Source organism: Pedobacter rhizosphaerae, assembly GCF_900111155.1.
Classification (GTDB): Bacteria; Bacteroidota; Bacteroidia; order Sphingobacteriales; family Sphingobacteriaceae; genus Pedobacter; species Pedobacter rhizosphaerae.
Genome location: NZ_FOGG01000008.1, coordinates 43,372 through 59,156, shown reverse-complemented (window position 1 = coordinate 59,156; position 15,785 = coordinate 43,372). Strand labels below are relative to the sequence as shown.

13 protein-coding genes are annotated in these 15,785 nt (G+C 37.7%); 8 read left to right on the top strand and 5 right to left on the bottom strand.

What is annotated here, in order from left to right:
• Nucleotides 1–4: 4 nt before the first annotated feature.
• A complete protein-coding gene (locus BMX11_RS08465) occupies nucleotides 5–1,018 on the top strand; it encodes a YihY/virulence factor BrkB family protein (protein ID WP_090883438.1) in 1,014 nt (337 codons plus the stop codon).
• Between the two features lie 118 nt (nucleotides 1,019–1,136).
• On the opposite strand, the gene BMX11_RS08460 is transcribed toward BMX11_RS08465, so the two are convergent.
• Together BMX11_RS08460 and BMX11_RS08455 are read right to left on the bottom strand one after the other, a co-directional pair.
• Complete coding sequence (locus BMX11_RS08460) at nucleotides 1,137–3,275, bottom strand: ATP-binding protein (protein WP_139180150.1); 2,139 nt, start codon at nucleotides 3,273–3,275, stop codon at nucleotides 1,137–1,139.
• Between the two features lie 34 nt (nucleotides 3,276–3,309).
• Nucleotides 3,310–5,178: a DNA topoisomerase IV subunit B gene (locus BMX11_RS08455; RefSeq protein ID WP_090883435.1), complete on the bottom strand. Its 1,869-nt coding sequence runs from the start codon at nucleotides 5,176–5,178 to the stop codon at nucleotides 3,310–3,312.
• A gap of 357 nt (nucleotides 5,179–5,535) precedes the next feature.
• Between BMX11_RS08455 and BMX11_RS08450 the strand changes: the two genes are divergently transcribed.
• The 3 genes from BMX11_RS08450 (at nucleotide 5,536) to BMX11_RS08440 (ending at nucleotide 8,840) form a co-directional block, all read left to right on the top strand.
• Nucleotides 5,536–6,882, top strand: a complete 1,347-nt coding sequence (locus tag BMX11_RS08450; protein ID WP_090883433.1) for an APC family permease — start codon at nucleotides 5,536–5,538, stop codon at nucleotides 6,880–6,882.
• Between the two features lie 2 nt (nucleotides 6,883–6,884).
• Complete coding sequence (locus tag BMX11_RS08445) at nucleotides 6,885–8,219, top strand: MFS transporter (RefSeq protein ID WP_090883430.1); 1,335 nt, start codon at nucleotides 6,885–6,887, stop codon at nucleotides 8,217–8,219.
• Between the two features lie 117 nt (nucleotides 8,220–8,336).
• Nucleotides 8,337–8,840: an SRPBCC family protein gene (locus tag BMX11_RS08440; RefSeq protein WP_090883428.1), complete on the top strand. Its 504-nt coding sequence runs from the start codon at nucleotides 8,337–8,339 to the stop codon at nucleotides 8,838–8,840.
• A gap of 16 nt (nucleotides 8,841–8,856) precedes the next feature.
• Here BMX11_RS08440 and BMX11_RS08435 read toward each other — a convergent pair whose 3' ends face one another.
• Nucleotides 8,857–9,504: a DMT family transporter gene (locus BMX11_RS08435; protein ID WP_245738616.1), complete on the bottom strand. Its 648-nt coding sequence runs from the start codon at nucleotides 9,502–9,504 to the stop codon at nucleotides 8,857–8,859.
• Nucleotides 9,505–9,560: 56 nt separating this feature from the next.
• Nucleotides 9,561–9,728, bottom strand: coding sequence for a hypothetical protein (locus BMX11_RS24635; protein ID WP_245738615.1), 168 nt, complete (start codon nucleotides 9,726–9,728; stop codon nucleotides 9,561–9,563).
• A gap of 1,163 nt (nucleotides 9,729–10,891) precedes the next feature.
• On the opposite strand from BMX11_RS24635, the gene BMX11_RS08430 reads away from it, so the two are divergent.
• Together BMX11_RS08430 and BMX11_RS08425 are read left to right on the top strand one after the other, a co-directional pair.
• Nucleotides 10,892–11,743 carry a FimB/Mfa2 family fimbrial subunit gene (locus BMX11_RS08430; protein ID WP_175474512.1) on the top strand — a complete coding sequence of 284 codons (852 nt, stop codon included), beginning with the start codon at nucleotides 10,892–10,894 and terminating at the stop codon, nucleotides 11,741–11,743.
• A 361-nt stretch (nucleotides 11,744–12,104) separates the two neighbouring features.
• Complete coding sequence (locus BMX11_RS08425) at nucleotides 12,105–12,398, top strand: hypothetical protein (RefSeq protein WP_090883424.1); 294 nt, start codon at nucleotides 12,105–12,107, stop codon at nucleotides 12,396–12,398.
• A 254-nt stretch (nucleotides 12,399–12,652) separates the two neighbouring features.
• On the opposite strand, the gene BMX11_RS08420 is transcribed toward BMX11_RS08425, so the two are convergent.
• The gene (locus BMX11_RS08420) at nucleotides 12,653–13,108 is read right to left on the bottom strand and encodes a hypothetical protein (protein WP_090883422.1); all 456 of its coding nucleotides are present in this window, start codon (nucleotides 13,106–13,108) and stop codon (nucleotides 12,653–12,655) included.
• 200 nt (nucleotides 13,109–13,308) lie between these two features.
• On the opposite strand from BMX11_RS08420, the gene BMX11_RS08415 reads away from it, so the two are divergent.
• Complete coding sequence (locus tag BMX11_RS08415) at nucleotides 13,309–13,755, top strand: hypothetical protein (protein WP_139180149.1); 447 nt, start codon at nucleotides 13,309–13,311, stop codon at nucleotides 13,753–13,755.
• Nucleotides 13,756–14,131: 376 nt separating this feature from the next.
• Nucleotides 14,132–15,730 (top strand): family 43 glycosylhydrolase, encoded by a 1,599-nt coding sequence (locus BMX11_RS08410; RefSeq protein ID WP_090883651.1) that lies wholly within the window; start codon nucleotides 14,132–14,134, stop codon nucleotides 15,728–15,730.
• Nucleotides 15,731–15,785: the final 55 nt, after the last annotated feature.

Genomic DNA, 15,785 nt, shown 5'->3' with positions numbered 1-15,785 from the left:
TCTTATGAAGTTAGTTAGAAAAGTAAAGCATTTTTTTATAGCAATATATCATCTCTTTATAGCCGCAGGGAAAGGTTTTATAGAAGATAGAGTAACAAAATTAAGTGCTTCACTGGCCTACTATACAATTTTCTCTCTCACTCCCTTAATCATTATCGTGCTTTCATCTGCAACTTTATTTTTTGGAGATAAGATGAAAACACGCGACAAGTTTTTCGTAGAGGTAACTGAATTGGTTGGCGACAAGGCTGCTCTTCAAATTAAAGGATTCGTAGAGAATGCCAATAAAACAGGTCAATCTACACTTGGTTTGATTATTGGTATTGCAACTTTAGTAGTAGGTGCTACAGCAATATTTATAGAAATTCAAGACAGCATAAACCTCATCTGGAAGGTAAAGGCTGTCCCCAAAAAGGGTTGGCTAAAAATGATTACCAACAGGCTCCTCTCCTTTTCACTGGTGGTATCTATGGGCTTCCTGCTTTTAGTTTCTTTGGTAATTAACGGTTTGGTGGTAGGTTTAGGCGAAAAACTGGTTTCCCTATTATCTGAAAGTAAGATAGATGATGTGATACCGGTTGCCAATGATACCATGGCACTTTTAATCTACATTCTGAACAATGTAATTACGATAGCAGCGGTAACTGCTGTGTTTACCATCATATTTAAAGTGCTACCCGATGTAAATATCAAATGGAAATCGGCCATTATTGGCGCATTATTTACAGCAGTTCTTTTTGGATTGGGTAAATATATAATCGGTATTTATATTGAAAAAGGTAATCCCGGCTCTGCATTTGGTGCCGCCAGCTCTATCATTGTGATTTTATTGTGGATATATTATACCTCAATTATACTCTATTTTGGGGCAGAATTTACCCAAGCTTATTCAGAAAAATACGATGGGGGGATTAGCCCAAGTAAATATGCAGTGCATACTAAAATTACGATTATTGAAAAGAAAGTTGATGTTTTGCCTCCGCAACACCCCGAAGATACAGTGAATGTGCGCGATTAGTGGGGAAGAGAAAAGTATCAAGAATCTAGTATCAAGTATTTAGTATCAAGAACATAGTATAAAAACTCCTCTCGCTACAAGGCCTTATATATCTAAGGTGGTTGAAAGAATAAAGAATCTATCGAATAAATTTTAGAATTTTATCCAAAAGCTCTTGCTCCAAAAAGGGCTTTATAACCAATTCATTCATGCCCGATTTTAGGTAAACTACACGATCTTCTTGCATGATATTAGCAGTAATACCCAAAACAGGAATGGTTCTTTTATCCTCGCTGGCATGTGCTCTAATTTCCTTTGCCAGCTCTACCCCTCCCATCTCTGGCATCTGAACATCGGTTAAGATGATATCGTAAGTTTTGTGATTAAACAATTCCAAAGCCTCTTTTCCGTCATTTGCTGAATCAAAAATTACTTCATATTTTTCCAGGATAGTTTTGGCCAATAGAATATTCAATGCATTATCTTCGGCCAACAAAATTCTTTTACCCGCCAGTCGCTGATTATCTATAACTTGATTAACCGAACCATTTTTAACTTCAGCTTGATCTATTTGTTCATATGGGATTTCAAATGAAAAGATTGATCCTTTGTTCTCCTCGCTATTCACTTCAATGTTTCCGCCGTGTAACTCTACAATCCTTTTGCATATGGCAAGACCTAATCCTGTTCCCTGATAAGATTGTTTGGTAGAAGAATAATAAACCTGAGCAAATTCATCAAAAATCACTTCCTGGTTTTCCTTGCTTATTCCAAGTCCCGTGTCAATAACACTTACCTTTAACCTTAATTTCTTACCTGTTTCTGGTTTTAAACTTCCAATCAATGTTACTTTTCCTGTGTGGGTGAATTTGATTGCATTCCCTAACAAGTTAATTACTATTTGTTTTAACCTCAAGGGATCTCCAAGTACGAAAATCGTCTGATCCCTAGTCCAGTTCAACTCGAATCCAATTTGTTTTGTTCCAGATTGAATTTTAATACTTTCAAAAATATCTTTTATTGCCGAATAGGGCGAAAATGGCCTTTTCTCTAAGCTTACCTTTCCAATTTCGTATTTCGAAAAATCAAGAATATCATTTACTACATCCAACAATATGAGGGATGAATTCCGGATTGCCCCCAGTTGCTCTTTTTGCTTACCTGCCAACTCCAACTGCGTTAACTGCTCAGAAAAGCCAATTATAGAATTCAATGGTGTTCTGATTTCATGACTCATATTGGCCAAAAACTTACCTTTTGAAATGGCATTTAATGAAACTTTATTACTGTAGGCTATTAACTTTCTTTCATTCTGATATAATTTATATATCGCATAGAAAATGAAAATAATTAAGGTAATCAGGAGGATGAAGACAATGAGACTGAAAGTATCGATCTTTTTAATAGTCTCCAAAATAGAAGCATTAGCTACCTGCTGAATAGAGGAGTAATAGGTATGCTCTTTTATTTTATATTGTTTTAATCCCTCAACTATACTATTAATTAATAAATGATTAGCATCTAAAAGTGCAATTTCTTTATCCTTTAATTTTGTATTAATCTTATACAGTTTTTGATAATATTCATTTATCGTTTTAAGCTGAAGTTTATTATAAGCAACATTAACGGAAGAAGTATCAGCTGAAATTATCGTTTTTACGGTTGTCGATTGTGCTGTATCGGCCTCCTTACCCTTCTTATTGGATATCGCTGCAAATATTCTTCCCAAAAGCTTCTTTTTAGGTGCTGCTACAGTTTTAGGCTTAATGGTATCAATATGGACGATACTTTTAAATTGTCGCGCCGTAAAAAGCTGGCTTTTTAGACTTTTATGCGCCACAAAGTGATCTACGTAATAGGAAAAATTGATCAGGCTATCTGAAAGCCTCCGGAGCTGTATAAATTGGGCAGTTCTTAACTTCTTCTGGAGTAAGAGCTGCCCAAAACTTTCTTTTGAAAGTGCTTTTTCTTTTATATCCTGTTGCTCTATGGTATCCATAATAGTAGCAACAGCCTTTATTTCCCGCTCAAAATCTTTGTAATGAGCAGTTTTCCCACTGGCAACATACATTCTACAACTATTCTCTGCATTATATAGTTTAAAAATACAACTATCCAATTTGGAGAAATCCTTCTGTACCTTAATCATCTTATCAACCGATTTTGATAAGGGTACTTTTGATAAATTGATGAATGAACTAATTGTTAATACCAAAATCAATAAGATTAAGGCGATTACAATGATGTACTTAAGCGCAGTGTTCTTTTTTGTTTTCAATAGCGTTGATTTGTGTAACGATCAACGCCGAATTTTATGCAACCTCTTCAATCGGTTTAGGGTCTTCTTTTACTTCATCTTTTTCAATGCGCAGGTTTCTGATGATGTGCTGCTGTCTGTCTGGTGTATTTTTACCCATATAATATTCCAGCAAGCTCTTGATCGTTTGATCTTTAAGAATCACAGGGTCCAGCCTGATGTCTTTACCGATAAACAGACCAAATTCATCAGGAGAAATTTCTCCCAGCCCTTTAAAGCGAGTAATCTCAGGCTTACTTCCTAATTTCTCTATTGCATTCCGGCGTTCTTCATCACTGTAACAATAAATGGTTTCCTTTTTATTTCTAACCCTAAACAGGGGCGTTTGCAAAATATACACATGGCCGGCCTTAACTAAATCTGGAAAAAACTGCAGGAAGAAAGTCATCATCAACAAGCGAATGTGCATACCATCCACGTCAGCATCCGTAGCAATTACAATATTATTATAATGTAAGCCATCTAGCCCATCTTCAATATTTAATGCATGTTGCAACAAGTTGAACTCCTCATTCTCATAAACTACCTTTTTGGTCAGTTCATAACAGTTTAGCGGCTTACCTTTTAAACTAAATACAGCCTGTGTATCTACATCACGTGATTTGGTAATAGAACCCGATGCCGAATCTCCCTCTGTGATAAATAAGGTGGTTTCATATCTTTTCTCGTGTGTACTGTTGAAATGAACTTTACAATCACGAAGTTTTTTATTGTGTAGGGAGGCTTTTTTAGCCCTGTCATTCGCCAGTTTTTTGATCCCCGCAATATCTTTGCGTTCTCTTTCGGATTGTAAAATACGCTTCAATAAAGCATCAGCAACCTCTGTATGTTTGTGCAGGTAATCATCCAGTTCCTTTTTCACAAAATCGTTTACAAAGGTCCTTACAGAAGGCCCATCAGGACCAACGTTAAGTGAGCCCAATTTGGTTTTAGTTTGCGATTCGAAAACAGGCTCCTGAACCCTAACTGAAACAGCAGCGATAATTGACGAACGAATATCTGCAGCATCGTACTCTTTTTTGAAAAACTCCCGAACGGTTTTTACAACCGCCTCGCGGAAAGCAGCCTGGTGTGTTCCACCCTGGGTAGTATGTTGGCCATTCACAAAAGAATGGTAATCCTCACCATACTGCTGCCCATGGGTCATGGCGATTTCAATATCGTTACCTTTTAAATGGATAATTGGATAACGAATTTCTTCGGGTTTATTAAATTTAGAAAGCAAATCATAAAGACCGCGTTCAGAAAAGTATTTTTGATTATTAAAGTTAATGGTCAAACCCGTATTTAGAAACACGTAGTTCCATACCATACTTTCTACAAAATCCGGGATATAATGGTAATTCCGGAAAATGCTTTCATCGGGATAAAAAGTAATGGCTGTACCGTTGCGTTGCGTGGTGTCAATAATAGGTTGTTCGGTAACAATTTCTCCTTTGGTAAATTCCACTTTCTTGGTTTTACCGTCCCGATAAGATTGAACAGTAAAACTCGTAGATAACGCATTTACAGCCTTTGTACCCACGCCATTTAATCCAACTGATTTTTGAAAGGCATTACTGTCATATTTACCGCCTGTATTTATTTTACTCACACAATCGATCACCTTTCCTAATGGAATGCCACGGCCATAGTCACGAACATTCACCTTCTGTTCAGACAAGGTGATTTCGATCGTTTTTCCGGTACCCATTACAAACTCATCAATTGAGTTATCTACAATTTCCTTTAACAAAACGTAGATTCCATCATCCTGAGCAGAGCCATCGCCAAGCTTACCAATGTACATACCGGGGCGCAGCCTGATATGTTCCTTCCAGTCTAATGATCGAATACTGTCGTCGTTATAAATTACTTCTGCCATAAATATATTTAGTTCGTCAGTTTGAAAAGCCTTAACCCTAAGATGTAAAGCGGCATGACCGATGGGATGTCGGTAGCAATCCTTAATTCAACATGACAATTTTTTAGAGATGATTTGATATTTAAAGTTTAATGCTTTGATAGATCAAACTTTTAAATAGCGAAATATTATACAATAATAGATTTATTCTTCGAGGCTGTCAACTAAAAATATCAACATATTTAAAAAGATAACATTTGCTGTATCATTCACTCATCCACTCATTCCATCATCCACTCATTCCATCATTCAATCATCCACTCATTGCTCCTTTCAATCTTTTACCTATCTTAAGCACATTTTCCATATTTTAACTTTATGCAGCAGAAAAAGCAACTTTCCTTGTTCGATTTATCTATGATTGTAGTGAGCCTGGTTATCGGCATGGGAATTTTTCGCACCCCTGTAAACGTTGCAGCCAAAGCACAGATACCAGAGCTGTTTTACCTGGCTTGGGTTATTGGTGGTTTTGTTGCTTTTTGTGGCGCATTAACTTACGCCGAGATCGGATCCCGGTTCCCGGTTACCGGAGGATATTACAAAATATTTTCTGTAGGCTATCACCCTTCCATTGCTTTTGCCATTAACTGCATTGTAATTATTTCCAGTGCGGCATCTGTTGCGGCCATTTCTATTATTGGTGCCGAGTATGTTGGTAAAATCATTTTACCCGAAGCCTTACAAACAGAGAATTATCGTGTAGCCATTGCCATAACCACCATTCTTGTCTTTTACCTTATTAATCTTTTGGGTTTAAAAGCCAGTTCCAAAACTCAAAATATATTAACCATTATAAAGATAGGGATGGTATTAACCTTAATTTCGGCTATCTTTTTCGGTAACCAGGAGCAAACCACCAGCCCAATCTTCAAAACTTCTGATGGCATGTCGCCGGGCTGGGCCGATTATGGCAAGGCCCTGGGATTGTGTTTAATTGCAGTTTCTTTTTCTTTTGCCGGGTATGCACAAACCATCAACTTCGGAGGAGAGGTGAAAGAGGCAAAGCGGGTTATTCCCCGTTCCATTATTATCGGCCTAACCATCATTGTTATTTTATACCTAGCCCTTAATTATGCCTACGTGAAGGTTATTGGTTTCGAAAATCTTAAATCTGCAGAAAGCATAGCTGCAATTTTAGCCTCTAAAATATTTGGTCCTGCGGGATTTAATCTCCTTTCGGTGATTATTTTTTGCTCAGTGATGGGTTATGTAAACGTAAACCTTTTAAGTAACCCAAGGGCTATGTTCGCAATGGGCGAAGAAGGAGCGCTTCCAAAAATTTTCAGCAAAATAAATCCAAAAACAAATGTGATTACCATTAGTTTAACCGTTTTTACCCTTATTGCCGTTACCATTATCTTCTACGCCAAAACATTCGACAAAATATTAAACTATACCATCTTCTTAGAAAGCATCAGCATGGCCAGTTCTGCCGCAACGCTTTTTGTATTGAGAAAAAAGACTGCCCATTTAGATAAAAAAACAATTTATACCGTTCCTTTATATCCGGTTTTGCCCTTAATATTTATTGCTGCCTATACATTTGTTGCTTTTAGTATTTATATTGACGATCCGAATGCGGCATTAAATGGATTATATATTTTTATCGGATTTCTTCTCCTTTATTTCATCAGTAGATTGTTTAACAAGAGCACACATTCTTAAAAATGAATAAAACACTCTCGAGAAAACAGGAAGTTGCCTATGCGGCAGGAATGATGGGATGGAGCATCATGACCAATATTATTATTGTCATGTTGCCATACTTTTATCTGCCACCGAGTAACGCCGGACTTCCCCCTTTAGTTCCTCAATTGGTTTTGCTTGGTGCCTTTAATATTCTCTCCATCATTGCCGCTTCGGGAAGATTAGTTGATGCCATATTTGATCCTTTCATTGCCTCAAAAAGTGATGCCAGCACCAATAAAAATGGCCGAAGAATGCCCTTTATGAAATGGGCCATTATACCGGCCATGATTTTTTGCAGTCTGGTGTTCTATCCCTTAGAAAAAACAGAGAGTTTACACAATGCCTGGTGGCTTACCTTAACACTTTGCCTGTTCTTTATTTCGGTTACTACCTACATTATCCCCTATAATGCATTACTGGCAGAAGTTACCCATACCCCTCAACAAAAAGTAAAGCTATCCAGTTATCAGCAAATAGGTTTCGTACTGGGAATCATTCTATCAGCATGCACCAATAATTTTGCAGACTTAGTTCAAGATAACTTTGCCGTGTCCAACCGCAGCGAAGCCATTCAATATGCCATTTGGGGATTATGTATTCTTTCGGGTATAGTGATGATGCTGCCCATTATTTTCATAAAAGAGAAGGATTTTTCGGTTGCAAAACCTACGCACATTCCGCTTTGGCCAGCCATTGTAAATACGTTCAATAACAAAAACTTTAAGTACTACCTGATATCCGATTTTGCTTTCTATACCGCTTTAAGTATTATTTCCAGTGGGTTACTCTTTTTCTGTACCGTACTCTTAGGCCTCCCGGAATCTGAAGGCGGGAAATTTATGGGGGCCATGGTATTAACCAGTCTCCTATTCTACCCCATTGTTACCTTAGGTTCGGCCAGATTTGGTAAAAAACCTTTCGTACTCCTTGCATTTGCCGTTTTGTGTTTAATTTTTGTTACCATATTTTTCCTTGGAAAACTTCCATTTGGCCCCTACTCACAAATCTATCTACTGGTGATTTCGGCCTCCTTTCCCTTAGCCGCTTTAGGGATCCTACCCACAGCCATTCTGGCCGATATTGCTCAAAAGGACACACAGGAAACCGGAGAGAACCATGAAGGTATGTTCTTCGCGGTAAAGTATCTCTTCGTTAAACTCGGACAAACTTTAGGCATTGCCATTTTTGCCATGTTAACCATTTATGGGAAAGATCCAGGACATGATTTCGGTCTCCGATTGAATGGCATTGTAGGTTTCGGACTTTGTTTAGTAGCCTTAATATGCTTTAGCAAGTTTAAAGAAGAAAAGTAGAACACATTGCATTTTTTATTAAATCCAAAACAATCTGCCTTTAAAATCCATTATCATTTAAACGGATGGAGAGGATAGAAATTAACTTCATTTATTGCCAATTTAATCTATAATACGATGAGCAACCTGCAATTTGATTTTTCGGCAGATAAGAAAGAAAACACAATTACTGTTAAAAGGGCTTTTGCGGCTCCAGTAGAGCAAGTTTGGGCAGCCTGGACCTCCAGTGAGCTGCTTGATAAATGGTGGGCTCCTAAACCATATTATGTAAAAACAAAATCGATGGACTTTACTGTCGGTGGGTTTTGGCTGTATGCCATGGTATCTCCCGAAGGAGAAGAACACTGGTGCAGAGCAGACTACAAATCAATAGACAAGTTTAAAAGTTATGTTGCTGCAGACGCTTTCTGCGATGAGAACGGAAAGGTAAAGGCCGATTTTCCACAATCAGTGTGGACAAACAGCTTTAGTGCTGATGGGGAAAATACTTTGGTAACGATTATCATTAACCACGAAAAACTCGAAGACCTGGAAAAAACTTTGGAAATGGGATTTAAGGAAGGATTTGCAATGGGCCTCGGAAACCTCGACGAGCTTCTCGCGACCCATGCTAATAAATAAATCAATGTTTTTGCTCTTATGCTCCATGTTTGCTTTGAGACACCCGATACATTTGGAGTCTTAAAGAAATAAGAATAAGTGCCAGGCCAAGATAAAAGCCATAGGATAATGATCGATTTTCATGGTAAATTAGTATGGCCAATATGATGGTATACAAGGGCTCCAGATTGAAAGTGAGACTAAGTGTGAAAGAAGAAATCTTCTTTAATGCATTGGTAATAAAAAAATACATCACTACTGTGCACAAAACAGATAGCATGATCAGCCAGCCGAAATCCGACCATGTCGGAATCAATGTTTCTGCAGGAGAAAACAAAAGAAAAACAGGAAGTAACATACTGAGCCCAATCCAACCGCCAGCCATTTGATTAAAGATTATGGTGTTATTATCGTACTTCTTCACCAGCCTTTCATTTAAAACGGTAAATAATGCTGCGAATATGGAAGAAATGACCCCTAATGCAATTCCCACTCTAAAGCTTGAATCCATCCCAAAAATCATCCCAATTCCCAGTAGTGTAATCCCGCTAAGGCTTATTTCTTGCCAGGAAACGCGTTTTTTATTAATAATAGGCGCTAAAATAGCGTTAAAAAAACTGGTTAGGGCATAACAAACTACCCCTACAGAAATGTTAGAATATTTAATACTTCCATAAAAAAACATCCAATGAATACCCAGTACCGAGCCTATAAGTCCGATTTTTAGGCGTTCTGTCCAGCTTATGGCCTTATTTTTTTGCGTAATAAATAGCCGCCCATTACAATGGCAGAAATCAGGAGGCGGTACCAGCTGATTAACCCTTCATTCAAATTAATTAAACGACCAAATAAACCGGTAAATCCGGCCAGTAAAACTGCGGCATGCAGCTGTAAATAAGATTTTTTCATTATGAAATGACTATGCGATAGCGGAAACAGTTATCGCTTAATGTAATAATTAAAACAAATGACTTACGGACATAGCAATCCGTTCAGGAAACGAACATTTCCTAAAGAACCTTTTTGAAGGTTTAGCATTAAGCTAAAGGAGGCGAAAGTTGGGTTGTTTTTTTCATTACTTTACCAGAGGTATCCAGTGCGTTTCAAAAATAAAATAATTATACTGAAAGTTCAAGTTAAATAATTTTTTAACCACAAAGCCCACTGAGAGAAGGCACAGAGGGCACAAAGCCGGGTTTATTAAATTTCATTTTAACTGGTTAAGAGAATGATGATTTTTAACCACAAAGCCCACAGAGAGAAGACACAGAGGGCACAAAGACAGGTTTATTCAAAATCATTTTAACTGGTTGAGAGAATGAAGATTTTTAACCACAAAGCCCACAGAGATATGGCACAGAGGGCACTAAGCCGGGTTTATTCAAAATCATATTAACTGGTTAAAACAATGGAGTTCTCACAATTTCTTACAAGGTTTATATTTTTTTAACCACAAAGCCCACAGAGAGTAGACACAGGAGGGCACAAAGCCGGGTTTATTAAATTTCATTTTAACTGGTTAAGAGAATGATGATTTTTAACCACAAAGCCCACAGAGAGTAGACACAGGAGGGCACAAAGCCGGGTTTATTCAAAATCATTTTAACTGGTTGAGAGAATGAAGATTTTTAACCACAAAGCCCATAGAGATAAGGCACAGAGGGCACTAAGCCGGGTTTATTCAAAATCATATTAACTGGTTAAAATAATGGAGTTCTCACAATTTCTTACAAGGTTTATATTTTTTTAACCACAAAGCCCACAGAGATAAGGCACAGAGGGTACAAAGCCGGGTTTATTGAATTTTAATAGCATTTTTTATTTCAATGGCTTTGATCCAATACTCAACATTAAGTATATGGCTATCTCCTTCTGTAAAACCAACTATACATGCCTTACCATTATTGATTAAACAGGCCAGTCAAAATTTCAAAAAAATCTGTCCCTCGCCTTTGGATCTGGTAAAAACTAATTTTTCAGGCCTTATTTATTTAGTTGTGAAACGCATTCACAATCTACTTCTACACCTTATTATACACTATACATATTTGTACTTTGTAAATAAAAGCCTTATGAGAAAATTAATTTTAATTGCAGCAATATCACAGTTGATACTACTGGCAGGCTGCAGAAAAGATCTGATAGACTATTTCAACGGTGGATCCGGCAACAAAAAGTATACGGTAAATTTCCGCATTGGAGGATTAAATCACAACGTGGGCGAGCCCAATGTAGGATTTCAAACCGAGCCTATACAAAACTACATTACCCAGCTCAGCATTGTAGTTTACGATGTATCCACCGGAGCAGAAGTGGCCCGACAGGTACAATCAGCTGGTGATGTTAACTATGGGCAGATTTCCTTCAGCCTACCATCCCGCAACTACAATTTTGTGGCTGTTGGCTCCAATACCGTGTTTAACCTTAACCGCCTTTACGAAGCACCTGGTGCAGCTCCATTAGCGCTGCCTTATGCTGAGGCCTATATGCAATGGGCTTACTCGGCACCTTATGAAGGAGAAAAAAACTATAGAACCACAGATACCTTTATGGCAAAAGCCACCAGTAACATTACAGGTAATAAAACAGTAGATCTGATTATGCAGCGTCAAATTGGTGCCATAGAGGTATCTTTTACCGATGCGCCCCAGTTTATAGCAGAACTTCGCGGCGAAATGACCGCGCTCAGGTTCGATTCCGGCATTCCACAATTTGGAGTAACCCACCGACCTTTTTTCACAACAAATACTACAACCGATGGACCTTTAAAATTAAAGATTCTGGCCACAAACGGCACATTATGGCTTGATGTAGATCCACCGGGAGTAAATCCGATTCCGGTGACCATTCCTGTACAAAAAAATAAAACGACTAAAGTTACCGGAAGCCTGCTAACCGGGCAATTTACTTTTACTTTTCAATAATCCATCCTAAATGATATCCGTAGCGGTCTCTAGCGGCCCTACGGATTTTATAAAAGCAGGTTTCAGATAAAGAAAAAATTATAACCACCTAAGGTATCTCAGGCATCTAAGCTTGCCAGGGCAAAAAATAAGTCCAATAAATTCAACCCACGTTAGGTACGTAAGAAATCTCAGTTTCGGTTAACAGTCTATTTCTTTCATCATTGCAAAACCAGGTTGAGTGAGCTGAAGCAATCTCCTCAAATATTCACTCCTTTAAATTTCGCCTAGTTGATCTCCTCTCAACCTTTTCCCTGTAAAAATCTCTTCTCCAGATGCCCTTTCTACTAAAACAAGTTGATAAAAAAAACGTTGAATAAATATGCGAACCAGCTATTCCATAACGTTAAGCCTACAGGTACCCGTGGGAATCCATTATTATGGAAGCTTTCAGCTAGGCGAAAACCGTAAGGAAGCTAAAAATGTATTTAAGAAACTGAAAGGTAAAAAAGATCCCATTTCGGGTTGTTGCATTCAAATGGAACTCAGTGAAAAAATTGGAGGTATATCTGTGTCTATCAATGTACTGAACTGCTGCACAGACGATCTGAAGGAAAACGTTGCAGTCATTACCAGGGAAATATTTAGAATATCACAACTAGAAAAAGATACTTAGCATTTGGCAGGTATCAGTTAGCAACCGGCATTTTTAACTAGTTAACAAGCACAAACAACATGACAACAACTGTTTGAACAGCGGGCATAAAAAAACGGACGTACTGCCTAAGCATATACGCCCGTATCTAAATTAACGCTCTCAAGAACAAAGGTAGAAACTTTTTCTTAATATGCAAAAATTATTTTTTTTGAATTACAAATAAGACAATTTTTATACAATTAGTTATACAAATTACTATACAAACAGCTCGGTTAACCAACCCTATTAAGTCGTATAGTAATTTTTCCTCTGGCTGCCACCTGGCCATTACCATAGTTAAGCGCACTTCTATCCGTTACGTCTGCACTAAGCACCAGAATATTATCGGTTTGCTCTACAATTTCCCAATCGCTATACATGGCAATCTCACTGCTCGAAATGTGCAGAAATCTAGTGTTTTGTGCTTTAGTTACGGTATATTCTGCGGATCTTGCTGCTATGTAGTTATCAGTTGTTAAGGTAACTTTAGTATCGTCAAAAGTCCAGTAAGTTTTTATGGCATCTGCAACGATTTGGCTAACCACCACATTAGAGGAATTATACAAGGTGATAGTATATCCAGCTGTAGACCATTTTCCGCTTAGGGTTTCTTTTGTTATATCATTATTTTTCTTCTTGCAGCTTAAAAGTGCACATACTGTAAACAGTATCATTAATGTTTTCTTCATTGCTTTTCGGTTAGGGTTTTACCAAATTTATAAAAAATACATGGCTACTAAAAAGAGAAAATTCACTCTAAGCGATTACTCTGAAAATATGAATGCTTGCACTAGAATGTCAAAGGAATACCAAGGCATCAATTGAAATTTAGTACTATTTATTGCTGATTTATATAAATTTGCCAAGAACTAATAAAATGTTAAACGATATGCTTGATCCAGAACAATTCTTTACTGGTTTCCTCACTCAAAAAGGTGAAAAAGTTTACCTGGGAGATAAGCTCATTGCCCCTTTAATGCATAGTTTTTTAGTTCAGTTTGACCCAAAAAACAAGTGTTTTGTGGCCAGTGCAATTGGGAAAAACAAACCTTATTATCGTTCATACGAACTCCAGGATCTCCTTAAAAATCCTGTCTGGCGGGTGGTGCACAATCTTATTCTATTTCAACAAGTAGAAGTAAATGATATTATCAAGGTAAGTGTTGATAATCTTCCAAAAGATAGCTTAATCTTACACGAGGAGGCAAAGGTAACAGCTGTTGATGAGTGGGAGATTACAGCACAGTCGCTAAGTAATCCAAATAAAACTGCAAAATTGCAATACGGTCAGTTTTTAGAGGATTGGAGAAGAGCCAAAACTGAGCGGGATCTTTAATCTAAAACTTTTAACTTAATCTTTGACTAATCCTCTGACTGCTCTTTACTTTCTTCGACACCAACGGTTGTCACCAAACAATTAATAGCAACAGACAACGCATCTTCTAAAGGCTTGTAAACAGGGTAATTTTGAATGGATGGAAACTCTAAATAAATTGACATAGATTTCTTGTTTTCTCGGATGGTTCTGTAAATATAGCCATTTAGAATTTTCACAAATTATATCCATTATAAAATTTCTGTTGCATAGCCCCTTCCCTGTCGTTTTTTAATTAAATGTTTAATCGCTAACTTCATCGTCTCTCATCTAACCAATAATTCAAACAAACCTTTATCGGTCAGAAATGTTGATGAAGGAATTAGTGCAATACATAATGAAATTTAGCATACATCTTAGCCCAATTCTCGTTTTACTTTTATTAGGGGTCTCCGGACTACAAACCACTCAGGCACAGCAACGAAACATCAAAAACGACGTATTTTGGAACACAGAGGATGATCGCCCGATTTATAGTCAGGGTGGTGGAATTTTTAAGTTTGCTAATCCTGCTACAGGGGAAAAGAAGTATTATTGGTATGGCGTTCACTACAAAGAGGCCGAGCTTTATCTTCGCAATCCGTCCATTACACAGGCTAAAAGTAACTTTGAGGCGGTAACCTGTTACAGTTCTACCGACTTGGTAAACTGGAAATTTGAAAATAACGTGCTCACTGCTGAGGAAGTAAATAAACCGAATAAAACCTGGGTTGGCCGGCTTGGAGTAGCCTACATAAAAGCCTTAAATAAATATGCTTTAATTGTTCAACATGGCAATAAAGTATTAATTACGACATCAGACAGCCCGACAGGACAATTCACCTGGCATCAGGAGATTAGCATGGAGGAAATGATCGGAACATCCAATACGGGTGATCAAACGGTATTTACAGATGAAGATAGCGGAAAATCTTACCTGATCTATTCTTATGGCAGAGGCAGGAATAAAATATATGTTTCGGAAATTGGCGTTAAAGATGGAAAAGTGAATCTGTTAGATTGTACTGAAGTTTTTAAAGGAGAAAGTCGGGAAGGTAATTGCTTATTTAAATACAAGAACCGTTATTACATGTGCGCTTCTAACATTTACGGCTGGGATGCTTCACATGCTTATTATTTGGTTGCAGATAACATTCGTGGTCCTTACCTTCCAGCCAATAATATGCAAATTATGAACGGTGCAGCGGAAGATTATGCACATGTATCGCAAACAGGTTTTTTCTACACCATAAAAGGTACTGAGCAAGAAACAGTGGTTTATTGTGGCGATCGTTGGGCCAATTTCGCCGGAAACGGCTTGGGATATAACCAATGGTGCCCTATCTCATTTGAGGGCAAAATACCCTATTTTAATTCTTTAAGTTCCTGGAACCTTGATATTGAAACAGGTAAATGGACCGTTGCAGCGGATAATAATTATGTAAAGAATGGAAGTTTTGAAGCCGATCGCAGGCGTATTCCCAGCTCTGCCAAACCTGTGCAGGAACAGCTCACCGGCTGGACTACTCAGGTGCTTGAAGGCAATAAAATAAGTCTGGACAGCATTAAATCGCCAAGTTTAAACTTTTTCAATACAGAAAACGACCGTAAACAGGTTATTGGAGAAAAGAGTCTGCAATTTAGTGATCAGGTTAACTTTAAAAGAAAAACCTTTCAAGTGATTGGTTCCTCTCCATTTGTAAAACTGGAAGACGGACTTTACACGCTTTCAGCAAAAATAAAAAATAGTGATGGCTTTAATCTGCTTGAAATGTATGCTTCGAGTGTGGGTGCCATGTTTCAATCGCGTATCAAAACGGCAAACCCCAACTGGCAAACCATAACCTTAACAGAAATTCCTGTAAAATCTGGTAAGGTAGAAATCGGTTTTGTGGCTGAAGGAAATGCGAATGCTTTTTGTTATGTGGATGATGTGATTTTGACCAGAGTTAAATAGTTAGTCCTGGCTGGGTAATATCTTTCGGTACTAAAAAAATAGGTATGGAGCTAGA